23 protein-coding genes and 2 pseudogenes are annotated in these 22,341 nt (G+C 29.1%); 13 read left to right on the top strand and 12 right to left on the bottom strand.

Annotation, left to right across the window (positions count from 1 at the left end):
* Positions 1 to 8 precede the first annotated feature (8 nt).
* Entirely contained in the window at positions 9 to 2,231 is a 2,223-nt protein-coding gene (locus tag A7L45_RS03935; RefSeq protein WP_071611553.1) for a tetratricopeptide repeat protein, read from the bottom strand.
* Between the two features lie 2 nt (positions 2,232 to 2,233).
* Positions 2,234 to 3,928 carry a molecular chaperone HscC gene (locus tag A7L45_RS03940; protein ID WP_071611554.1) on the bottom strand — a complete coding sequence of 565 codons (1,695 nt, stop codon included), beginning with the start codon at positions 3,926 to 3,928 and terminating at the stop codon, positions 2,234 to 2,236.
* A gap of 349 nt (positions 3,929 to 4,277) precedes the next feature.
* Here A7L45_RS03940 and A7L45_RS23445 point away from each other — a divergent pair, with 349 nt between their 5' ends.
* Positions 4,278 to 4,451 (top strand): hypothetical protein, encoded by a 174-nt coding sequence (locus A7L45_RS23445; RefSeq protein WP_170288040.1) that lies wholly within the window; start codon positions 4,278 to 4,280, stop codon positions 4,449 to 4,451.
* A gap of 212 nt (positions 4,452 to 4,663) precedes the next feature.
* Here A7L45_RS23445 and A7L45_RS03945 read toward each other — a convergent pair whose 3' ends face one another.
* Together A7L45_RS03945 and A7L45_RS03950 are read right to left on the bottom strand one after the other, a co-directional pair.
* Positions 4,664 to 4,846, bottom strand: a complete 183-nt coding sequence (locus tag A7L45_RS03945) for a hypothetical protein (protein WP_071611555.1) — start codon at positions 4,844 to 4,846, stop codon at positions 4,664 to 4,666.
* Positions 4,847 to 5,180: 334 nt separating this feature from the next.
* Positions 5,181 to 6,521, bottom strand: a complete 1,341-nt coding sequence (locus A7L45_RS03950; RefSeq protein ID WP_071611556.1) for an MFS transporter — start codon at positions 6,519 to 6,521, stop codon at positions 5,181 to 5,183.
* 209 nt (positions 6,522 to 6,730) lie between these two features.
* Between A7L45_RS03950 and A7L45_RS03955 the strand changes: the two are divergent.
* A pseudogene (locus A7L45_RS03955) lies at positions 6,731 to 6,969 on the top strand (SDR family oxidoreductase); the annotation flags it as partial.
* Positions 6,970 to 7,282: 313 nt separating this feature from the next.
* Here the strand turns inward: A7L45_RS03955 and A7L45_RS03960 are convergent.
* Positions 7,283 to 7,708, bottom strand: coding sequence for a DUF4003 family protein (locus A7L45_RS03960; protein WP_071611557.1), 426 nt, complete (start codon positions 7,706 to 7,708; stop codon positions 7,283 to 7,285).
* 380 nt (positions 7,709 to 8,088) lie between these two features.
* Between A7L45_RS03960 and A7L45_RS23080 the strand changes: the two genes are divergently transcribed.
* From A7L45_RS23080 to A7L45_RS03975, 4 genes and pseudogenes are all read left to right on the top strand, one after another.
* Positions 8,089 to 8,253 carry a hypothetical protein gene (locus A7L45_RS23080; protein ID WP_169829560.1) on the top strand — a complete coding sequence of 55 codons (165 nt, stop codon included), beginning with the start codon at positions 8,089 to 8,091 and terminating at the stop codon, positions 8,251 to 8,253.
* A 2-nt stretch (positions 8,254 to 8,255) separates the two neighbouring features.
* A pseudogene (locus A7L45_RS24185) lies at positions 8,256 to 8,349 on the top strand (ATPase); the annotation flags it as partial.
* A gap of 260 nt (positions 8,350 to 8,609) precedes the next feature.
* Positions 8,610 to 8,786 (top strand): hypothetical protein, encoded by a 177-nt coding sequence (locus A7L45_RS23085; RefSeq protein ID WP_169829561.1) that lies wholly within the window; start codon positions 8,610 to 8,612, stop codon positions 8,784 to 8,786.
* 306 nt (positions 8,787 to 9,092) lie between these two features.
* Positions 9,093 to 11,204, top strand: coding sequence for a methyl-accepting chemotaxis protein (locus tag A7L45_RS03975; protein ID WP_071611559.1), 2,112 nt, complete (start codon positions 9,093 to 9,095; stop codon positions 11,202 to 11,204).
* A 433-nt stretch (positions 11,205 to 11,637) separates the two neighbouring features.
* Here the strand turns inward: A7L45_RS03975 and A7L45_RS23090 are convergent, their stop codons facing one another.
* From A7L45_RS23090 to A7L45_RS04000, 6 genes are all read right to left on the bottom strand, one after another.
* Positions 11,638 to 11,811, bottom strand: coding sequence for a hypothetical protein (locus tag A7L45_RS23090; protein ID WP_169829562.1), 174 nt, complete (start codon positions 11,809 to 11,811; stop codon positions 11,638 to 11,640).
* Positions 11,812 to 12,010: 199 nt separating this feature from the next.
* Positions 12,011 to 12,478 carry a hypothetical protein gene (locus A7L45_RS03980; protein WP_170288039.1) on the bottom strand — a complete coding sequence of 156 codons (468 nt, stop codon included), beginning with the start codon at positions 12,476 to 12,478 and terminating at the stop codon, positions 12,011 to 12,013.
* A 7-nt stretch (positions 12,479 to 12,485) separates the two neighbouring features.
* Positions 12,486 to 12,710 (bottom strand): hypothetical protein, encoded by a 225-nt coding sequence (locus A7L45_RS03985; protein ID WP_071611561.1) that lies wholly within the window; start codon positions 12,708 to 12,710, stop codon positions 12,486 to 12,488.
* Positions 12,711 to 12,945: 235 nt separating this feature from the next.
* Positions 12,946 to 13,569, bottom strand: a complete 624-nt coding sequence (locus A7L45_RS03990; RefSeq protein WP_084647345.1) for an HAD family hydrolase — start codon at positions 13,567 to 13,569, stop codon at positions 12,946 to 12,948.
* A 306-nt stretch (positions 13,570 to 13,875) separates the two neighbouring features.
* A complete protein-coding gene (locus A7L45_RS03995) occupies positions 13,876 to 14,763 on the bottom strand; it encodes an ankyrin repeat domain-containing protein (RefSeq protein WP_071611563.1) in 888 nt (295 codons plus the stop codon).
* Positions 14,764 to 14,780: 17 nt separating this feature from the next.
* Complete coding sequence (locus A7L45_RS04000) at positions 14,781 to 15,206, bottom strand: hypothetical protein (RefSeq protein ID WP_071611564.1); 426 nt, start codon at positions 15,204 to 15,206, stop codon at positions 14,781 to 14,783.
* A 386-nt stretch (positions 15,207 to 15,592) separates the two neighbouring features.
* Between A7L45_RS04000 and thpR the strand changes: the two genes are divergently transcribed.
* On the top strand, positions 15,593 to 16,141 hold the full coding sequence (gene thpR / locus A7L45_RS04005; RefSeq protein ID WP_071611565.1) for an RNA 2',3'-cyclic phosphodiesterase: 549 nt from the start codon (positions 15,593 to 15,595) through the stop codon (positions 16,139 to 16,141).
* A gap of 276 nt (positions 16,142 to 16,417) precedes the next feature.
* On the opposite strand, the gene A7L45_RS04010 is transcribed toward thpR, so the two are convergent.
* A complete protein-coding gene (locus A7L45_RS04010) occupies positions 16,418 to 17,413 on the bottom strand; it encodes a DUF4003 family protein (RefSeq protein WP_071611566.1) in 996 nt (331 codons plus the stop codon).
* 340 nt (positions 17,414 to 17,753) lie between these two features.
* Between A7L45_RS04010 and A7L45_RS04015 the strand changes: the two genes are divergently transcribed.
* The 6 genes from A7L45_RS04015 (at position 17,754) to A7L45_RS04040 (ending at position 22,301) form a co-directional block, all read left to right on the top strand.
* Positions 17,754 to 17,957 (top strand): hypothetical protein, encoded by a 204-nt coding sequence (locus tag A7L45_RS04015; RefSeq protein ID WP_071611567.1) that lies wholly within the window; start codon positions 17,754 to 17,756, stop codon positions 17,955 to 17,957.
* Positions 17,958 to 18,128: 171 nt separating this feature from the next.
* On the top strand, positions 18,129 to 18,353 hold the full coding sequence (locus tag A7L45_RS04020) for a hypothetical protein (protein ID WP_207647758.1): 225 nt from the start codon (positions 18,129 to 18,131) through the stop codon (positions 18,351 to 18,353).
* A 503-nt stretch (positions 18,354 to 18,856) separates the two neighbouring features.
* Positions 18,857 to 19,483 (top strand): MerR family transcriptional regulator, encoded by a 627-nt coding sequence (locus A7L45_RS04025; protein ID WP_071611568.1) that lies wholly within the window; start codon positions 18,857 to 18,859, stop codon positions 19,481 to 19,483.
* A gap of 177 nt (positions 19,484 to 19,660) precedes the next feature.
* The gene (locus A7L45_RS04030; RefSeq protein WP_071611569.1) at positions 19,661 to 20,071 is read left to right on the top strand and encodes a toxin-antitoxin system TumE family protein; all 411 of its coding nucleotides are present in this window, start codon (positions 19,661 to 19,663) and stop codon (positions 20,069 to 20,071) included.
* 89 nt (positions 20,072 to 20,160) lie between these two features.
* Positions 20,161 to 20,739, top strand: coding sequence for a restriction endonuclease subunit S domain-containing protein (locus A7L45_RS04035; RefSeq protein WP_170288038.1), 579 nt, complete (start codon positions 20,161 to 20,163; stop codon positions 20,737 to 20,739).
* A 17-nt stretch (positions 20,740 to 20,756) separates the two neighbouring features.
* Positions 20,757 to 22,301, top strand: coding sequence for a type I restriction-modification system subunit M (locus tag A7L45_RS04040; protein WP_071611571.1), 1,545 nt, complete (start codon positions 20,757 to 20,759; stop codon positions 22,299 to 22,301).
* The last annotated feature ends 40 nt before the right edge of the window (positions 22,302 to 22,341 follow it).

The raw sequence follows: 22,341 nt of genomic DNA on the forward strand, positions 1-22,341 counted from the left end.
ATTTAAATTTATCTGGTATTATCTATATATGTACAGTAAAGATTAACCTTATCAACATTTTGCCCATCCTCAGTTTTTACACTCCTAAACTCATCATAAATCCCATATACAAATCCTTCAACGGTATACCCTCCTGATTTGATTAAATTTCTTGAGAAATTTAAATCCAAAAACATTATGTTCAACTCACCAACTGTTCCAGAATAAGCCTGAGTGTAAGTTTCATCCCATAATTTTTTTTCATCCATTGCCTTTTTATTAAAGTGACCATATGACTTGTTTTTATTATACTTAACAAAATATAGATCTAGTGGAATAATATTAGTTAAATGTACTGATTGAGTTCCTGAATACATAGTATCTTTAAAATCTTGAGCCGTTTCTAAGACCTTAATTTCATAATTACCTCTTATCTTTATTAACTTAGCGCCTCTTATTGCTTTATTGATTTCGATTTGTGAAGTATCAATATATTCTCCTACTACAAAACTGTTTTTACTATCATAAAATGAGCTATATTTGGTATGAATTTGTCTAGATTGTTCAGCATCAAACCAAGTTTTTGATCCTTTAACTTTATATCCTCCATTTTTATCAATAGTTTTATTTGAACAATTTTTATCTTCAAAAGGTATTACAACACCATCAAATTCTCCAAGGTATAGTTGAGACTCAACCTTATTCCATAATTTCTTTTCATTTATTTGATTTTCAGAAAATATAACTTTATTGTCCAGTGATTCTGATATTTTATAATATTTTATTGGCTTAACATTTTTTAAATATACCTCTACATTTGTTCTGAAATCTAAATCTTTAAATTCTTTTGCTGACTTTACATCATTAAATATTTTATAACTTTCTTTATTACTAGATTGAGTAGTATTACTAATTTTAGTAGTATTGTCCTTTTTTATATTTCTATTTCCAAATACGAAACTTAATGCGAAAACTACAGAAACTAATAGTATTAAAATTATAGTGTAGATAAATTTTGCTTTTCTCACAGACTCTTTAGTTACTGGTTTTTTGATTTTCTTTGGAGCTATTTTTTTCTTCCTAGGCTTATATTTTTTAAATCTTATTATCTTGACATTCTTTCCTTCAAGTTTTAATTCTATATTTTTTAGACACTTTGCTATTCTTTTATTATTCCCACAAATTTCTATATATTTTTTAAAAATCTCTCTTGCCATCATAAAATTATTAGTATAATAATAACAGTATCCTATATTATTTAATGCTAGTTCTTGATTTTTATTGAAAGATAAATATAATTTTAGATATGGTAGTGCCTCACTAAATCTCCCATCCGCCCCTAAAATCCCTCCGATAAATAATGCACTCTCTAAATCATACTCATTTATTGCAAAAGCTTGTTCCAAATACTCTAATGCCTTATTAAAATTTCCAGTATCATGGTATAGAGTTCCTATTAATCTTAATAACTCTGGATCTTTTTTAAAAATATCATAAGCAGAAAATAAAGACTTTTGTATTTCATAATAATCTTTTTTATATCCAGTTTCATATAATAATTCTCTTCCATTTTCTCTTAAATACAAGTATTTATCAGCAAAATCAGAATTCAAAGACCCTAAATAATCATATTTAAGATTATTAGAATTCCTAAGATTTTTAAAGAATTCTTCAACTTTATCTGTATGATATTTATCATATAACTTAATCTCATTATTTGTCCAATTGAAATTATTATCTAACAGCGACCATACTTCAGAAGACAAATATTTATGGTTTATTAAAAATTCAAACATTCTTTCTTCTATAACTTCAAAACTATAAGCATTCCAAATTCCATTGAAATTCAATAATTCTTTCCAAGATTTAAGATTTATTCTTAAGGAAATATCATTATAAATTTCATTTAATCTACTAAAAAAATCATTTATTTCTTTATTTGAATTAATATTATCAGCTTGCTTTTCTTCATAACTAATATTAGTACTTAAATCTTGACTAGGTATAATATACTCATTAAGATACTTTTCAGATGTATTTCCATCATCTTTACTATAACTACCTTCTTGAACATTTTGATATTTACCATTCCTCTTTGCAAATTTTACAGCCTCATCATATGATTCTCTAAGTTTTTGATATCCTTTTGCATCATTTTCTGGATTATGAACTTTTAATAATTTGGCATAAGCCCTTTTTATGGTTTTTAAATCGCTATCATAAGGTATTTTTAATACATCCCACCATTTCATAATTAATAATATTCCTCCAACTCATTCAATCTTTGGGTAAATACTTTTAAGTTTTTTTCTATTACTCTAGTATCTTGAGTAGATAAGATACTCTCAAATTCATTTAATAATTTTGATATATATTCTCGCTTATCCCCCAAGGATTCTTCATATAATCTTTCACCTCTAGCTAAAAGCAATCTATTTTCTGTCCTATCTCTTGGGTGGATTTTTATATCCTTAAGCGATATCATACGCTTTTTTATATCTTCTTGTGACATGTACCCTGGAGAATTTTCAATAATTAGAGTTTCTGTTTCTCCTGTACTTAATATAGTCGCTTCTATTTCTAATAGTCCATTTATATCATAAGTATATCTAAGCGCAACAACATATTCTCCTGCTTTACCTCGTGGCACTGGAATTTCCAATTCTCCAAGTTCTATATTATTTACTACACGTCTGCTTTCACCTTGATATATTTTAATTAATAATTTAGTTTGATTATCCCTAATAGTTACTAGCTGTTCAACTTTACTTATTGGAATTGGAGAATTTCTTTCAATTATGGGTAGAAAATACCCACTTTCATAATTACCATTATCTAGTTGATTTGATATTTCTACCCCAAGAGAATATGGACACACATCGGTTAATACTAATTCCTTTAAGTCGGAGTGCTTTTCTTTTAAGGCTCCTTGAATTGATGCTCCAAGTGCTACTGCTTCATCTGGATTTATATTTGTATAAGGCAATTTATTAAACATTTTGGTAACCACAGCTTTTATTAAAGGCATCCTTGTACTTCCACCAATTAATATAATTGCTTCTATTTCTGCTGGTGATATACAAGCATCTCTAAGAGCTCTTTCAACTGGATGGCGTAACTTTAAAATTAAATCTGAAGACAATTTTTCGAATTTACTTCTATCTATTTCAGTATTATATAACTTTTTATCTATAGTCAAATTTATCATTGCCTTTACTTCATTTGATAGTAATTTTTTGCAAAGTTCCGCTTGCTTATATACAATTGAATTCACTTTTTTATCTAATTTTTTTAAATCTAATTTATTAGTTTTCTCGAAATAATCAACTAGTAGTTTATTAAAATCCTCTCCACCTAAATAATTATCTCCAGCTATAGACTTAACTTCCATAACACCTTCAAATAATTCAAGTATTGAAACATCAAAAGTCCCTCCACCTAAATCAAATACTAAAAACTGTGTGTCATCTTTTTCTTGATGTAGTCCATAAGCTATAGCAGCGGCTGTTGGTTCACTTATTAATCTTTCAACTTTAATTCCTGCAAGTTCTCCGGCTCTCTTAGTTGCCTTACGTTGAGCATCATTGAAATAAGCAGGAACACTAATAACTGCTTCTATTATTTTCTCTCCTATGTATTCTTCTGCGTCTTCTATTAATCTTTTTAATATAAATGAAGATAATTCCTCTGGCGTAAATGTATGACAACCTAAGTTATACTTCTTTGATGAACCCATAAATCTCTTAAAATTAGATGCTGTTAATTCTGGATGTGTTATAATCCTTTCTTTAGCTATATCTCCAATTAAAATTTCATTATTGTCATCTACACTCACAACTGACGGTGTTAAGTTGTTTTTTAAAACATTAGGTATAATTTGTGCTCGTCCATCTTTCCAAATAGCAACTAAACTATTTGTAGTTCCTAAATCTATTCCAATTATAGCCATATTTGTCCTCCGTTTTGATTTGATAAAATGGTTGGTTTTATTTTTAATTTAGAATCTTTCTTCTTGCTTTTTCTTAAGCAAAATAGACCAGCTCTCCACAGAAAACTCGTCTATAATAAAACAAGAATTACGTCTTCACATAACTAGATGCATGTTCTTGTAATTTTACTATTCTCTCGTTTTGTCCATAAAATTACATATTAATTATACTATAACCATTTTTTCAAAACAATACCACATGTTCGACAATTTACACTATATTTTTCTGTAAAACCCTACTTGTAATGCAGATTCAGAACTTGTAAAAAAAGCAAATTTAAATGAAGAAGATATAACTAATTATTATAGTGTGGGTGATATAGATAATGATGGAACTCTTGAAGTTGCGGTATTTGAAAGAAATTATTCTTCTGAGGAGTATATTCCGAGTAATATACAATTATTTAAATATACTGATGGAGATGGGTTGACAATATTTTATTGTGATTATGATTTGCTCAATTATGATTTAAATATCGAATGAGAAAAAACGATATTCCTATAATTATAACTGTAGTGATATTCACCTTTCTATTAATATTTAGTGAGTTATTACACATTTATTATAAACTCGAATTTATTTGTTTAATTATAACACGTAAAACATATATTAAATATTAAAATAAGTAACCCCACATCTATAAAGATATAGGGTTGCTTGTGATTAAACAGAAAAAAATTATGTAACTTTAAATATTAATTATCTTTTTTATTTTCTAAGTTATTTAAAATAATATCTATCTTTTTTTCCATTTCTTTATTTCTATTAACATAATTTTTAAACCCTTGTATTGCTTTATAAATCCCTATTATAATTGCAATTATTATAGCAAAGTTAATAATTGTAAAAACAATTGCAGTAGCTCTTGCACTTCCCATACAAAGCCTCCCTTTTATATTAAATCATAAAACATTTATTTAATTATACCATAAATGTAAGTTTATTATAGCCTGTAAAAGCGATGATATTATACCCGTGTGATTTATATAATTATTAACTATTTCTAATTATAAAGCTACTGTAAAAAAAGAAAGAATGTATAATAAAAATGTTGGTGAGAAAGTTCAATATATAAGTAGAGGAAAAATTATCGTTAGCAAACAGATTTGGTGTTACTATTGGTTATTACAGGAAAAATTTAAAATGGAAAAACACTTGTATCATGGGTATTAAAAAACCGCTTGAAATTTACTCGAGCGGTTTTTTAATTTGTTAAGATGCATCAATTTCGTCTAGACTTTTACCTTTAGTTTCAATACCACCAAAAGCAACCACTACGGCAACTGCTGCGAACACTATAGTTAGCATAATAAATACATAAGTGAAGCCAGCCTGCTTACCTTTAGTTTGATACACCACTCCAACGATATAAGGAGCGGCTATGGCACCAATACGCCCAATTGCAGCAGCCCAACCGGTTCCGGTGCCCCTAATACGTGTAGGATAAACTTCTGGAGTATAAGCGTACACCGCACCCCAAGCTCCTAGACTGAAAAAGTAAAGTAGGCATCCAAAAACAAGCACAGTAGCTGCGGATGTTGCTTGACCAAATAAGTATGCGGACATGGCAGTTCCTGCTAAGTAGCTTACTAAAACCGCTTTACGACCAATCTTTTCTATTAGATATGCCGCACTGTAATATCCGGGTAACTGAGCAATGCTAATAATTAATGTGAATTCGAAACCCCTTACTAAGCTGAAACCTTTGCCGACAAGGAGAGTTGGAGTCCATAAAACAAACCCATAATAACCAAAATTAATACCTAACCATAAAATCCATAAGACAAGGGTACGCTTATAATAGGCTTTAGACCATAAATCCGAAAACTTAGAATTACCTATTTTCTCATTTTTTAGAGGACTGGTTACAACCCCTTCATCATTCTTTACTCCGGCTTGTTGCTCCATTTTACTTACAATTTCATCTGCCTCTTTGAAGCGTCCTTTTTGTTCCAAAAATTGAGGAGATTCCGGAATGTTCCTTCTCAAATAGGCCGCATACAGTGCTGGTACTCCTCCCAATAAAAAGCCAATACGCCAGCCATAAATAGGAATTAAGAGGTAAGAAATTAAAGCTGCAACGATCCATCCCCAAGCCCAGAAGCTCTCGAGCAAGACCACCATTCTACCACGTGATTTAGCGGGCGAGAATTCACTAACCAAAGTAGATGCTGCCGGCAACTCTCCGCCGAGGCCTAATCCCGTTAAAAACCGGAAGAATAACAATAAGCCAAAGTTAGGCGCAAGGCCTGATAATATACTAGCTATTCCGTATAACACAAGGGTAAACGTAACGACTGTTCTTCTACCCCATTTGTCAGCAACCATTCCAGCAGCTGCAGCACCAAGAGCCATTCCAATTGCTGAAACACTGCCGAGTAATCCTAAATCAGTGGGAGTAAGTTTCCACACCTTTCCAATTGAAGCCATTACACCGGCGACCATCCCTTGATCCATGGCATCAAACATCCATCCGATACCTACTAAAAACAGCACTCTCCAAAGCATGGGCGTGACTGGTAATCTTTCAATTCTTTTTGAAATACTACTCATTTAATTCATCTCACTTTCTGTTTTGATTTTTTATACTTGTAAGAATACACTAGTTATATAACTTGGACCATTTACATAACTAGTGTATATACATATATGTATACACTAATTATATTATAGTATATATATAAATAAATACAATAATATATTAGATATTAAAAAAAATTATTTATAGTGTGAGCCATCTGAGGAAGAAAAAAATATCAATGCTTGCGACAACTCCTACAGAGGAATTGTTAAAGCTTGAAGTTCTTAAGTCTGAAAATATTAAGGATATCCTTCATGCATATAGAGGGCAAAGCGCTGTAATGAGAAACATGTGATGTCTGAATCTGTGAAAGGGGGTGTAAAGGGAGCAAGAGTAAATTCTATCTCTCCTGGAATTATTGTCACACATCTTGCTATTGATGAATTCAATGGACCAAGAGGGGATTTTTATAAGAATATAACTGATTTAATGAAAGAAGAGATATATGCTAAATTAATTTCTTTAAATGTTGATAGTAAAGAAACTAGAAAAACTCATGTTAAAGCAATTCACAAGCCATTAGCTGAAAAGCTAAATTATTTTGATATAACTTAATATTATAGGCTCTATTACGGCATAATATATATTATAGATTATAAAAAAGGTGGCGAATATTTTGAGGATAAAAACTAATTCTTCTACAAGAATATATAAAGATAAGCTCAGCTTTGAAAATCTCAACAATCTATCGAATATACTGTATGTTGGTAATGAAGCTAAAATTAAAGCTTATTCAATTCTTGTTTACAATCATGAGAAAGATCTTTCTCAGAGTATTCATTCCTTCTCCACTACAGCTAGTTAAAAGGGCATAACTTGCTATTGGTAAATACATATTATTCTTATATCCTGCTTTTCTTATCTTTTTATCATAATCCAGTATTCTATCAAATTCATGTTTTGGACTCTCATATTTAGATGATAACAAAGCTGATAAAATGATATTAGAAGTCCCTCTATAATTAGAAAATATTCCCGTATTTTGATTAATATACTTTCTCACATCTTTTATCTTTTCTTTATCAAACTCTCTGTTATTTAATGTATAAGTCAATGCAGTAAAATGATTAGTTAAAGATCCTTCCCAGTTATACTTACTAGATACTTCTTGAAATAAAGCTATCAACCTATCTAGTTTTTCTTTTACTAATTGATTCATAGAAAATATGCCTCCTTATATTTAACATTTATTTGAAGACTATTATACAACATTTCTATATCTGAAATCATCTCTTCAAAATAATCTTTCTAAAATATTTAAAGATATACAAAATTAATTACAGATTTATATACTGTACATAAAAGTAATGATAGCAGACTTGTGTATTTAGAAGTTTTTGACTTTGTAAGTTTAATTCCTGTATATGTAGGGAGGGGTACCCTTCATAAATTCTTCAGTAGCTGGAATAACTCCACCTTCGCCTTGAATTGGTTCAATCATAATTGCAATAGTGGTGTTAATAATAAGGTAATAGTTTATTATAATGGTATATTTGTATATAAATATTATATAAATAGTTTGAATTGGAGGTATTAGATATGGAAATTAAAAATAACGAAATATATGACATTTTTTTAAGTTTATCATATAGTCAATTAAAGGATTTATTTAGAAAGGCAAAGAGTAAACAAGAGCAAGATTTTTATATGACGTTATCTAATATGGTTTTACAAAGAGAACAAGAAAAGATAATAGGTAAATAATTATGCCAACGTATAAAATATTCGCTGGCACCAATGGTGCTGGTAAAACTTCAATGTATAAGTCAATATATTATAATGAAAATAAAGATGAAATCAATGTATATGATAATACAGAAAAATTTAAGCAAGTAATTGATTTAAGGGATGGCAATATAATTTGGAAAGATAAAAATATGCCAGGTTGGACAGATGATTTATTAGATGAGTAACTATTAAATATTATTATATTTAATAGTTACTTTTTTATGGAAAAATACCATTTATATATAATATTATTTACAATTAGAAAAATACTTAAATATTATATAATACAAATAAATTCCATTTTTAATTTAGAAAAAAAGGAAGTGTGAAAAATGGATAAAAGTAAACAAGCTGTTTGGAATGTATTATCTGGAATTATGTTTTTTGTGTCATCGATTATGGTTTATAAAGGATATGATAAACTTACAAACTACTACTCTAGTGATTCATTATCTTCTTTAAACGTAAATTCTTGTGTTGGACCTGTTTCAATAGAACTGATTGTTTGACGAGATACAACAATAAGTTCTTATAATTCACTTTGAGACAATTTTTTTTCAGCGTGAGCAATTTTAAATCTGGTTTTCAACAATAATTCATTTTTTAATAAAATGTTATTTTTTTGTAGTTAATTTTAAAATGTTTTGGCCGATATTATAACGAGGGTAAAATAATATGAGGGGTTTATGATAATGAGTATTCTATATTTAACGCAGTAGGAAATAACATTATAATTTTACTGTATACTTAAAAGAATTTATAGTTTCGGCAATATGACTGTAAATAGAAGCAAGAAGACATGAGGGGGATTTGTTTTGAAATTATTAGAAAAACTAAAATCAAGTATTGGTTACAAAATAGTAGCTGCGATTACTGTTTGTTGTTTGTTAACTTCATCTATTATAGCAACAGTATGTACTATAGAGAGTAAGAATGTTATACAAAGTGAAGCTGAATCACGACTTACTGATATTTCTTCAAACAAGGCAAATGAAGTAAATAAATTGTTATTAAACACTGAAAATACTGCAAATAATGTAGAAAATATATTATCAACAACATTTGATGATAATAAAGCAAATACAGACCCAAAATATACGAAGGCTTATCTTGCATCGATAGACCCTACAATAAAAAAGATAGGGGAAAGTCAAAAGAATGGGCTAGGAATTACTTTAATACTAAATCCTGATATTACAAAGGATCTATATCAAATTTGTTACGAAGGGACAATCAAAGATAAACAATTTAAAAAAAATAGCAAGTTTATCTTATCAGATTTCAATGAGGCTAAAACTAATATGGGATGGTATTATAACCCAATAAAAACCAAAACTGGTATATGGAGTGACCCACATGTTAATGCTAGTGGAAAATCTGTTAGTAACGACAAGAGAATTTCGTATACTAAACCAATTTATAAAAATAATGAATTAGTAGCAGTTCTTGCTATTGATCTGTTCTTTAGTGATTATGGGAAGATGATAAATAGTATAAGTGTTTATAATAACGGATATGCGTTTTTGTTGAACAACAAATATGATTTTTTAGTAGATAAAAAATATACTACTAAAGATAATTTAGAAAAAATTGAAAATGGGTATTTAAAATCCGTTGCTACTACTATGAGAAATAATACGAACGGTTATACATATGCTAAAATAAATGGCGAAGAAAATGTTTTTGGTTATAGTAAGTTAGTAAATGGCGATATTATGGTTATAGCTGTTAAAAACTCAGATATTTTTAGTAGAATAATAATCTTAGAGAAAATAATTATTTGTCTTGCTTTATTTCTTACAATTATGTTCTCTATAATAGGGTGGTGGATAAGTAAAAAAATATCACAACCCATTATTTTGACAACAAAGCTTGTTAAAAAAACAGCAGATTTTGATTTGTCTGAGGATGACAGTTGTAATCATCTTCTGAAATCAAAGGATGAAGTAGGGCAACTTGCAAATGCATTTGTCCTTATGAAGAAAGAATTAGTTGCTCTAATAAAAAGCATATTAGGAAACTCTCAGGATTTAAGTGCCTCAAGTGAAGAACTATCTGCCACAGTTGAAGAGTTGACGGCAAAGTTTCAACAGATAAATAATGAGACAAAACAAATAGCTATTAAGGTTAAAGAGACTAGTACCACTTCAAATAAAATAACAGTATCTGCTCAAACAGTGGATTCTAAAATACACGTATTGTCAATCAAATCAATAGAAGGAAATAATAATTCAACAAAAGCAAAAGAAAGAGCAATCGAGGTTCAGAAAAAAGGAAAAGAAGCTACTGAAAGTATAGAGAATGTATTTAGCGAAAAAGAAAAAAGCATTCTGAAAGCTATAGAAGAGGGTAGTGTGGTTGATGATATATTGGTAATGGCAGACACTATTGCAAGTATTTCTACACAAACAAATTTATTAGCGCTAAATGCTGCCATCGAGGCTGCAAGAGCTGGTACACAGGGAAAAGGATTTGCGGTTGTGGCAGACGAAGTTAGAAAACTCGCAGAACAGACTTCAAAGGCTGTTGTAAGCATTCAAAATACAATTGGTGGCGTACAAACTGCATTTAAGAATCTTTCCCAAAATAGCAATGAAGTATTAATATTTATTAAAGAAAATGTTAAACCTCAGCTTGAAGATATGAGTAAAATGGGAATCCAATATTATGAGGATGCTAATTTTATTAGTACAATGTCTGGAGAAATAGCTTCTATGTCCGAAGACCTTACTACAACTATCAGTGAAGTGAATGATGGAATGCAAAATATGTCCACACTTGCACAAAGCTCTTCTGAAAGTACGGGAGTTATAGAAGAAAGTATTGACGAGGTGTCCCAAGGTGTAGAACAGATTGCATTTACAGCTCAAAGTCAAGCTGAAATGGCACAAAAACTTAATGAAATGGTGCTTAAATTCAAATTATAGAAAGATACATGCAATGACTAATTTTCAATATAAGGAAAGTAACAGTCGACTTAACATGAACCCAATAGAAAAAAGACCATAGAAAATCTGTTAGTATTTCTATGGCCCTTTTTCTATTCAATTACATTGTAGTAGATATGATAAAAAGCATTCAACATAATAATATCTTTAAGGGATAGGCAATAGACCAAATGTGAATGGATTGACTTTTTAATGGTGATAAAGCTCCATACAATGGTGAAAAAGCTTATAGTATAAATACTGATAAGGCAAAAGATTTAGGATTTGAATTTTCCAATTTGAAGGGTTGGATTTTTAACCTAATTGATTATTATATTGAACTAAACAATAAGTATAATCAGCATTTAGAAAAGCAACTTGTATTTACAATTTGTTTTTAAATATCGAATGAGAAAAAACGATATTCCTATAATTATAACTGTAGTGATAATCCTAGTAAGGCAGATATCTTTTTCTCCATTTCTTTATTTCTATTAACATAATTTTTAAAACTTTGTATTGCTTTATATATCCCTATTATAATTGCAATTATTATAGCAAAGTTAATAATTGTAAAAACAATTGTAGTAGCTCTTGCACTTCCCATATAAAGCCTCCCTTTTATATTAGATCATAAAACATTTATTTAATTAGACCATAATTACCATAAATTAAGTGTATTTACAATTGTTTAAAAATGAGTAATAGCCTCAAAGTGAAAGTAACTCAATTACTATTGTGTTACTTTCGGAAGAGCAATGTGCTTAACATAATAATCGCTTAATTGGTTTATAAATAATTTATTTTTAAATCCATTTTTCGTCGTCTAAAATCCATCTCAAATTTACTAAATCAAAAGACCTCATATCGTCATGTAAACATAAGTACGAAGGAATGTTAATTTTTCCTGCAATAATTTTATTCCATATTTCTGAAAACCATTTAATAAGTTCTATAGAATCTTCTTTATAAAAATCAATTCCTAGTTTCTCATAATACTCAAGTTCATCATAGGAAAATATATGTTCAATTTGTTGAAGCAAATCATACCCTCCTGAAAAATAAGTATCTCCATCATTTTTTATGTCATGGGAAAATTCATTAGCGTCTCTCGTCATACAAAACATCCGGATAGAAAATCCAGACGTAAAGCCTTCATTAAAGATGACAAAATCCAAAACTTCAATTTCTGGATGAAAATTAAAATTTGACAGCTTCATTAGCCCATCTGACAAATCACTAGAAAATTTCTCAAGAATGGTTTTAGTTAGCAATATCTCGCTATTTATTATTATTTACGTTTTTGTTCCATACATATATAACCTTTGAAACAAGGAATTGCATAATAACAAAGATAATCATAAATATTCCAAAACGTAAAACAGTATCTAATGAAAATATTCTTCTTTTAAGTCCAAAATAATCACCCACAGCAGCACCTATAGTAAATGTAACGAACGAACTTATAAAAGTAGCCCAAAAATTATTTTTTTTAATCTGACTCATAATATTTTCCCCCTAGTGTAATATATTCATATACACATATTTCATTTTATTATACTACTATTCCCTTAGCCAAGAATCAGAATAATAATGATAAAATGAATAAAAAAGCGTAAAAAGTTCGTATTTTATCAACTTAAAGTTCGTTTGTTTTATAGTGAAGTCATAGAAGCTAGTTATATAGCCAGAGTTCGTTTTTGGATAGAACACGAACTTTGGCTATTTGATTCATGTATAATTAGACTTTTACGAGTTCCAGTATTTGTTTTGGGTTTTCTAAAATATAATTTGCATCAATTCCTATTGATGATTTAGCACCCCATAGTGCTAATGCAAAATCTATACCAGCACCTAATGCACAATCCAAATCATATTTGGTGTCACCGATATATATAGTCTTTGATTTATCTACTTCTGACAATTCGATAAATTTTAAAAGTGGCTCTGCATTAGGCTTATGTTTTTCTGTATCATCAGCACAAACTACTAATTTAAAATAATTGCTTAATCCAAAAGGAACAAAATCATTTAAGAACTCTTCTTTAGTTTTTGAAGTAACTATCCCTATTGAAACTCCCATTTCATTCAATTTAACTAAACTTTCCTTAATATCATCAAATATTTTCACATGATGAAAATATTCTTTTAAATATACATTCCATTTTTCACTACACTCTAAAATATTAGTAATTCCTAGTTTATTTAACGCTACTTCTCCCGGAATACCTAAAGCAAATTTCAATTCTTCAAAACTATAATTTTTATTAAGTTCCTCAGACACTAGTTTTTGCAGTGATGAAAGAACTGCAATTTCGGTATCTAAAAGTGTACCATCAACATCAAATATAATATAGTTATACATCATGAACCTCCAATTCAAATTAATTTAGTTTCCAACAATATGTAATTTCATAATAACTTGTAAATAAAGTATATCATTATTTAATAGCTAGTAATACGAGTGAATTATTATAAAGGGCAAATGCCGTGAAAGCTGACTTCCATGACATTTGACGATATTAACATCTTTAATATAATTCCCACCCACATCTAATGATATGGGCGAATTGTGCGGGCATATATGAATATTGCGCCTCATATAATTAAATTCAAAAAAATTCGTGTAATGCTAGACTCAACTATGCACATTTTTTATCTTAAACATATTTCATTTAGTGTTATACTCGTTTAAAATACTTGTAATCTTAGTATAGTAGTCATTGTCACTATTCTGGGTATTTACATTATATTGTTTTGCTAATGTAAGAAGTTTTGCTAAAGTAGATGTTTTAGAATTTACTAATGCTCCATGTTCTAATAAACTCTTTATAATAGAATAGCTTGTAGAGTTAGATTTTTGACTACATGCATATGCTAACACCGTCTTACCTTTGTTATCTGTAGCATTAACATCTGATCCATTTTTAATTAGAAGTTCAACAATTGTATAGGCTGAATTCAGAGTCGCTTTAATAAGCGGAGTGCATCCATCTGATGATGCTTTATGATTTACATTAGCCTTGTTGTCTATAAGCAATTTCACAATGTTATACTTTTGTTCCTTATTTACAGCATACATGAGAGGTGTATATCCTACTTCTTTTTCATCGATATATTTTTTAATCTCAATGTCCACTGTACACTTATGTTCTATAAGAAGTTTTGCAATATCATAGTTGCCTACTTCTTTACACGCAAGTATTAATCCTGTATAATTACGTCCATCGTTTTGGTCTGGGTTAGTTCCACTATCTAAAAGTTGTTTTACCCTTGCTAAATCTCCTCTGCCTGCAGCTGGTGGTAGTGTTAGATTATACTGTGTTGTATGGTAGCTTTCGTAAACCATCATACCCTTAAAAGCCACCGGAATAGCAAACATTACTGATCCAACTAGTAGTACTATAACTAATAATATACGAATTATTAACTTTGCTTTTTTACCTTTCTTTTTCTTGTATGATTTGCATGCTATAAGTCCTATTATTGACGGTACTGTTAGAATGAAACTGCTAAAAAACATAATAATCATAAGAAAAACAAAACCTGTCGCTGCCATTTACGTTAACCTCCACTTTATATTTTATCTTTTTCTTTTAAATGATTATATCTATTTTTTCCAAAAAACCATTGCATTAGCGATTTTAGAATACTTAAGATAATACCTTCTTTTAATAAAGGTGAAAACAATATTTGGTATTGTATTGCCTTGTGAACACTACGTTTCTCCAATAAAAATAATAGGCTGATGCTTATTATGTACATAATAATAGTCAAAATAATAGTCCAAATAATAGTATTTTGAAGGACATGTTTTAACATGCCTTTTTCTTTTATTTTTTCCCAAGATTTAATGAAACTTTCATCATCCTCATAAAGTCTCCTTGATAATTTATTTGGTTTAAGCTTTTTTATAGTAATAAGATATCGGAAAATTATAGGTATTATAACTATAATATATACAACCGCAAAAAGAATAATAGCTGTTTTAAATATACTCATAAAAACACCCCCTTTAAAATTTGTATAAACTAATTTTTCGTTGAATTCCATAAACTTTTCCACAATAACAACCTTTTTGGCTTATAGTATTTAGCACGCTGTAACTACTGTGAAACGAAATACTTATTTAAGTATACTATTGTTACCTTAATTTAGGCATAAATAAAAATTAAAAGCCACTCAATATAACGAAAATTATATTGAACCTAAAGTATCCATCCAAAAGCTTAAGCACTTAGTTAAATTTAACTAAGTGCTTTCGAGTATTGCCTGAGCTATGGTTAGGGATGGAAGGATAGTGAAGTATATTTTCATCTAATTATCCAAATGATAAGAATAAAATAAAAACAAATAACAATGATATTTATATACTAAAGGAGAATTAAATGAGAGTGTTTATAGCAATTGAGTTTTCAAAGGATATAAAGGACTATATGTATAGAGTTCAGCAAGATTTAAAAGTTAGTATGGAAAAAGGGAATTTTAGTAATGTAGAAAATTTCCACATTACACTAAGGTTTATAGGAGAGCAGTCCCAAGATAAAATTCTAGCTTTAAAACAAGCTGTAGAAAAAACTGCTGCTAGCGGGATTTCATTTAAACTTCAGACAGACACAATTGGATTTTTTCCAAAGGGAAATAAGAAAGTGCTCTGGATGGGAATTACAAGTGAAAAAGCTTTATTAGAGAAACTTTTCTTATCTTTAGAATTAGAGCTTGAAAAAATAGGAATTAAAAGAGAAGAAAAGCCTTTTAGTCCACATATTACATTAGTTAGGGAAGCAATTTTAAAAGAAGATTTTACAATGATTAAGCAAAATACTAGACTAGAAAATAGAGAAATATGTGTAGAAAACATATCATTGATGGAAAGCACAAGAATCAATGGAAAGTTAACATATATCCCACTTTATGTCTGTAAAATAGGTCAATAGAGGGTCGTGCCAACATTTCCGACAAAATCCATTTTCTTTAAATGTAGATAGTAAAGAAACTAGAGTAACTTATGTAAAAGCAATTCACAATACCTTAGTTGAAAAAGCTATAAAAGTTAATAGTGGTTATTGTCCTAAAGGTGGAGGGAAATTAGTTGCATTTAAGATTCAGCCAAATGCACTATAGTCTATATTTACTTTTTTTAGGATGCTGACACGGCCCCATTACAGAAATTGGTAACGTAAAGGAAAAGTTCTGTTTCCAATACCTTCTTATTAGGATGATGATGTTGAAGCCATAGCTGCTGTACTACTAGCTGCTGCAATGATTGCTACTGTTTGCGCTGCAATTAATGTTTCAATAGAAATGCCAATAGTTGTTTGAATAAGATCTTTTTGATTTTTGATATTTTGAATAAATACATCACTAACCAAAGCAGCCGCAGTATACAAATGAGTTTCTTTCGTTAACCATTTATATTTTTTAGTTGACTTAAGAATACTTACAACTTCAATTACTTGATCTACTGCATCATACCCTTTATCTCCAAGTAATGATAAAAACCCAATCATGGCATACCCACCAGTATACACCTTCAAGTTATTATCTTTTAATTTATCAAATATTTCTTTACATCTTAAAACCGTAACTTTATTTTCTTCTTTACGAAATTGTAATATATGAGATAAAAATTGAAGCCCATTACTTTTATGGAAGCCATTTTCATTTAACAATTTATAACATTCATCCATATTCTCTATAGTATTTTTAACAGTGTCTTCTGAATTAGCTAAAAGTATAGAAAGTGGATAATCATCTCCACCAGTTAACCATGGATGATTTTTTTTCGTTTCACTATATATCTCTAGTGCTTTGTTTATTCTTGTATCCAATCCTTCTCCACTACAGCTAGTTAAAAGGGCATAACTTGCTATTGGTAAATACATATTATTTTTATATCCTGCTTTTCTCATCTTTTTATCATAATCCAGTATTCTATCAAATTCTTGTTTTGGACTCTCATATTTAGATGATAACAAAGCTGATAAAATGATATTAGAAGTCCCTCTATAATTAGAAAATATTCCTGTATTTTGATTAATATACTTTCTCACATCTTTTATCTTTTCTTTATCAAACTCTCTGTTATTTATTGTATAAGTCAATGCAGTAAAATGATTAGTTAAAGATCCTTCCCATTTATACTCACTAGATACTTCTTGAAATAAAGCTATCAACTTATCTAGTTTTTCTTTTACTAATTGATTCATAGAGAATATGCCTCCTTATATTTAACATTTATTCAAAGACTATTATACAACATTTCTATATCTGAAATCATCTCTATAAAATTATCTTTCTAAAATATTTAAAGATATACAAAATTAATTACAGATTTATATACTGTACATAAAAGCAATGATAGCAGACTTGTGTATTTAGAAGTTTTTGACTTTGTAAGTTTAATTCTTGTATATGTAGGGAGGGGGAGGAAATAATTTGCTAGATGTAGGTTTATTTCAAAATAGCAGTTAACTTCCGTAACGAACTGTGAGGTCTGGAAAATTATTTAAAAATAAGAAGGGCTGGCTAAATAAAATAATATTTAGCATGATTATAATTTTCTATGGATGGGTAGTAACAAGTTTATATCCAAGTGCACCTAACTCAGCAGATGGAGGCGGTAGTTTGTGGGAATGTGCATGGTATAACAACACAATAACAAGTGTAAAATTAGTTGGAGTTAATATAACTTATATGGATGACTCTACAGCTTCATTAGATAGTAATCAGGTTCAATATGTTATAAACTGATTTATGATGTAGAGGGAGGCAATTCAAATAAACAAAGGTTTATAAAAGCTGAAAAAGAATAAAAAATGAAGAATTCAAAGAAAATGGAGAAATGGATGCAATTGTTAAGGGTATAACTGACGTACAGGCATTGACGTAGCACTTCGAAGACGTTCTGGGTTCATTGAATTAATGCCGAATTATGCTTTGTTTGATAAGACTGTATTTGAGGGATTGCCACTAGAAAAATGGCTTAAAGAATTAAATGCTAGAATATGCGAGTGCATAGGCACGGATGCTCGAAACTTACAAATTGGCCATTCGTATTTTTTAGAAAAAGAGAAACCTATTATGGAAAATGAAAAGTTTAAAAGAATTATTAGGAAAGATATTATTCCTCTTATTGAAGAATATTAAATTTTGATTAAATCGGCTATAATAAGAAAATTTTAAGTATACCAATGTACATACATACCTAAGGGTTTGGTCCTTTATATAATTTGGAAGTGAATAGACAAGATATGTTGCTAGTTGAGCCATTATCAGGAAGCCAGTATCCATAAACGTGATCATTCTCCATGTTATGTTCTAGTAATTTGGGTGTTAAATGATTAAATATAGATACAATAATAACGTATAAGTCTAGATCGGGAGTTTGAGTAATTTAGTGAAATTTTAACCATTACGAAAACAAATTATGGTTATCATTTGTTCATTTATACTGTGGGTTCATATGAGCGAAGCGGATTTGCTATTTATATTTTTACTATAAGGCCATTTCATTTTATAACTTACCATAAATTACATAATAATAAATTTGAAATTGATTGCATATTTTATAACTTTATTGGTATAATATAAATACAGGTTGCAGTTTGGTTTCAGTTTGAACTCGAACCAATATTCAAGGAGGTGGAGTGATGTTTGCAATTAAAGCTAAAGAGAAGATAAATTCATCTAAGTATGCTGATACTATGCTAAATAGTTTAATGAATACCCCCGATGGAATTGATACTTTAAAGATAATAACTAATTACGTTGCAAAAACATCATCAAAAAAGTCAGAGTTAAGGACTATAGATGAGAAAATATTTGAGAACTCAAAATTAATAAAGAATTATTTAAAAAAAGCGATAGACTATATGATAGAAGTAGCATTAGAAAGTGAAAAAACATATTCTACAGGTGAATTAGCAAAGTATTTTGGTGTGTCAATAACAGCTATAAATAAGTGGGTAAAGGAAGGTCGATTTGCAGATGTAGAAAGATCAGAAAAAAACAAACAACTTAGAATATCAGAAAATACTTTGTGGAAATCAAACAAAGGAGAACTTATTCCAATAAGAGAAATCGTAGAAATATATGGGGAGGATATAGAGATTTCTAAAAATGAAGAAATCATATATATTATGGAAGATATAAAATTCTTTGAGAAAAAATATGGGGGAATCTTTAAAGAAACTTTAGAACATAAAGAAAATAAATCTTCAGTAGAAGAAGCAGATGCAAGAGAATGGTTATATCTTGTGAAAAAAATAAAACAATAGTATAATATGGCTAGGTAGAGTTTTATAAAAATGTTATGTCATTTTAGATATAGTACAAAATTAATTTAGCCTTTTTTCTTGACTTTCATAAAAAATGGTAATACAATGATATTGTAAGAATTTTTTGTTGCAATGCAAAAATGACTTGCAATATTTTTATTTAAGTGAGGTGAGAAGATGAAAAATAATTTAAAAGGCAAATTAGAAAAATCTAACTTTAAACTTATAGAAAAAGAATTTTCAGACCTAATATTAACAGTTGCTGAAATTGATCAAACGGGAATGGGTTCAAGACCAAATGTAACAAGAAAAACGTATACTTTTAAAGACAATACTTTTCTTTCCATAACGGAAAGATATATATCAGGCGGAATTATTGATTACTACAATTACGATTTATACAATAGCAATGAGGAGATTATAATCAAATTTCATAGTGAGCCACATCAAAATAAGAAACAACAAACTAAAACTGAACCATATCATATTCATAAACACAATACATTAGGAGTAGAAGATAGATTGCCTAATTATGTATATAAAAGATTAACAGAAATATTTGAATACATAAAATCAAGGATAGACTAATATTAATGGACCGGAAATCCTGGTCCGTATTGACATAAAATTAAAGAGTGGAAATAATTTAATATGAAGGAGATGATTAATTGAAACATATGAGCTATTTTAAGTTAGGAGATTCTTCAACTACGCTAAATACAGGGCTAGTTATATCTCGTAAGAAATCTGAAGATGATGATGGGTACAAATATAAAATCCTTACATTAAGAAGCTTTAACGAGAATGGATACTTAGATACACAATATTTGGATGGATTTATAAGTAATGAAAAATTAGATGATAAACAGATAACACAAGAAGGCGATATTATTGTACGTTTAAGCTATCCTAATACAGCAATTTATATTCCAAGAGAACTAGAGGGAATTGTTGTAACATCTCTATTTATAATTATAAGAATAAAAACTGAGTATGTTTTACCTAAGTATGTGCAAATATATTTAAATTCAGAGAATGTTAAAAGACAACTGGTAGGAAATATTATTGGAAGTGTTTTATCCATAGTGAAGGCAAGCTCATTTAGAGAGATTGAAATACCTATTTATCCAGTGGAATATCAAGATAAAGTAATCGATATGAATGAGCTTATTTTAAAAGAAAAAAAATTATTGAATAAATTAATAGAAAAAAAGACGATGTATCATAAAGGAATTATGAGAAAAATGTTTGAATAAACAGGAGGAATATAGACATGGAAAAGACAACACAAGGGGAAATAAATTCAACTTTATGGAGAGCTGCAGATACCTTTAGAGGGAAGATAGATTCCTCATTATATAAGGATTATATTTTGGTAATGTTATTTGTTAAGTATTTAAGTGATGTGTATAAAGAACATTATGATGAATATGCACAAAAATATAATGGTGATGAAGCAAGAATTGAAAGAGCATTAGGTAGAGAAAGATTTTCTTTAGATAAAAAGTCAACTTTTGATTATTTATATGAAAATAGAAACTCAACTGAAGTAGGAGATACAATTAATAAAGCTTTAGAGCACATAGAAGAATCTAACAAATCAAAACTAAGAGGAGTATTTAGAAATATAGATTTTAATTCGCAAGTTATATTAGGTAACACTAAAGAACGGAATGATATATTAAGAACATTGTTAATTGACTTCAATGGATTAGACTTAAGGCCTGAGCATTTAGAAGGAAATGATGTTATTGGTGACTCTTATGAATATATGATAGCTCAATTTGCATCTGATGCGGGTAAGAAGGGTGGAGAGTTTTTTACACCTTCAATGGTTTCAGAATTATTGTCTAGATTAGTTAAGCCAAAAGAAAATGATAGAATATATGATCCAACCTGTGGTTCAGGTTCATTACTTATACGAGCATTTAAAAAAGTTCCTAATGGAAAAGCTCAAATATATGGGCAGGAAAGAAATGGTCAAACACATTCACTTTGTAAGATGAATATGTTTTTACATGGAATAGATGATGCAAAGATTGCAAATGGGGATACATTAGCGAATCCACTTCATTTAGAAGATGATAAGCTTATGAAATTTCAGGTAGTTGTAGCAAATCCACCTTTTTCATTAGATAAATGGGCAATGGGATTTTCAGGGGCAGAAACAGAAAATAGTAAGGAATCTGATGATAAAAAGTTTAAAATGGAAGCGTCACTAGATCCATATAGAAGGTTTGAATGGGGAGTACCACCATCAAGTAAAGGCGATTTTGCTTTTGTATTACATATGGTGTACTCTTTAGCTGAAGACGGAAGAATGGGAGTTGTACTGCCTCATGGAGTATTATTTAGAGGCGCAAGTGAAGGGAAAATAAGAAAGGAACTATTAGATAGAAACCTTTTAGATGCAGTAATAGGACTGCCAACGAACTTATTCTTTGGAACCGGTATACCTGCAGCTATATTAATATTTAAAAAGAATAGAGAAAAACAGGATGTGCTTTTTATAGATGCCTCTGGTGAAGGACATTTTGAAAAAGATAAAAATCAAAATAAGTTAAGAGAAGAAGATTTAAAGGAAATAGAAAAAGTATATAATAATTATAAAACTATTGATAAGTATAGTTATTTAGCAACTTTAGATGAAATTAAAGAAAATGATTATAATTTAAATATTCCAAGATATGTTGACATATTTGAAGAAGAAAAAATGGTTGATATGGATGAGGTTGCTCAAAATATTAATAATATTAAAGCAGAACTTCAGGAGGTTGAAAAAGAAATGGCTAAGTATTTAGATGAACTTGGATTGTAGTAGTAGTAGTAGTAGTAGTAGTAGTAGTAGTAGTAGTTAG

Origin of the sequence: Clostridium estertheticum subsp. estertheticum (assembly GCF_001877035.1) — a bacterium.
GTDB classification, from domain to species: Bacteria; Bacillota; Clostridia; order Clostridiales; family Clostridiaceae; genus Clostridium_AD; species Clostridium_AD estertheticum.

Coding starts and splice junctions, on each gene's coding strand:
- A7L45_RS03935 (WP_071611553.1), bottom strand. CDS start 2,231: ATGAAATGGTGGGATGTATTAAAAATACCTTATGATAGCGATTTAAAA.
- A7L45_RS03940 (WP_071611554.1), bottom strand. CDS start 3,928: ATGGCTATAATTGGAATAGATTTAGGAACTACAAATAGTTTAGTTGCT.
- A7L45_RS03945 (WP_071611555.1), bottom strand. CDS start 4,846: ATGGGAAGTGCAAGAGCTACTGCAATTGTTTTTACAATTATTAACTTT.
- A7L45_RS03950 (WP_071611556.1), bottom strand. CDS start 6,521: ATGAGTAGTATTTCAAAAAGAATTGAAAGATTACCAGTCACGCCCATG.
- A7L45_RS03960 (WP_071611557.1), bottom strand. CDS start 7,708: ATGAATCAATTAGTAAAAGAAAAACTAGATAGGTTGATAGCTTTATTT.
- A7L45_RS23080 (WP_169829560.1), top strand. CDS start 8,089: ATGGAAATTAAAAATAACGAAATATATGACATTTTTTTAAGTTTATCA.
- A7L45_RS23085 (WP_169829561.1), top strand. CDS start 8,610: ATGGATAAAAGTAAACAAGCTGTTTGGAATGTATTATCTGGAATTATG.
- A7L45_RS23090 (WP_169829562.1), bottom strand. CDS start 11,811: ATGGGAAGTGCAAGAGCTACTACAATTGTTTTTACAATTATTAACTTT.
- A7L45_RS03985 (WP_071611561.1), bottom strand. CDS start 12,710: ATGAGTCAGATTAAAAAAAATAATTTTTGGGCTACTTTTATAAGTTCG.
- A7L45_RS03990 (WP_084647345.1), bottom strand. CDS start 13,569: ATGTATAACTATATTATATTTGATGTTGATGGTACACTTTTAGATACC.
- A7L45_RS03995 (WP_071611563.1), bottom strand. CDS start 14,763: ATGGCAGCGACAGGTTTTGTTTTTCTTATGATTATTATGTTTTTTAGC.
- A7L45_RS04000 (WP_071611564.1), bottom strand. CDS start 15,206: ATGAGTATATTTAAAACAGCTATTATTCTTTTTGCGGTTGTATATATT.
- thpR (WP_071611565.1), top strand. CDS start 15,593: ATGAGAGTGTTTATAGCAATTGAGTTTTCAAAGGATATAAAGGACTAT.
- A7L45_RS04010 (WP_071611566.1), bottom strand. CDS start 17,413: ATGAATCAATTAGTAAAAGAAAAACTAGATAAGTTGATAGCTTTATTT.
- A7L45_RS04015 (WP_071611567.1), top strand. CDS start 17,754: ATGATTATAATTTTCTATGGATGGGTAGTAACAAGTTTATATCCAAGT.
- A7L45_RS04020 (WP_207647758.1), top strand. CDS start 18,129: ATGCCGAATTATGCTTTGTTTGATAAGACTGTATTTGAGGGATTGCCA.
- A7L45_RS04025 (WP_071611568.1), top strand. CDS start 18,857: ATGTTTGCAATTAAAGCTAAAGAGAAGATAAATTCATCTAAGTATGCT.
- A7L45_RS04030 (WP_071611569.1), top strand. CDS start 19,661: ATGAAAAATAATTTAAAAGGCAAATTAGAAAAATCTAACTTTAAACTT.
- A7L45_RS04035 (WP_170288038.1), top strand. CDS start 20,161: ATGAGCTATTTTAAGTTAGGAGATTCTTCAACTACGCTAAATACAGGG.
- A7L45_RS04040 (WP_071611571.1), top strand. CDS start 20,757: ATGGAAAAGACAACACAAGGGGAAATAAATTCAACTTTATGGAGAGCT.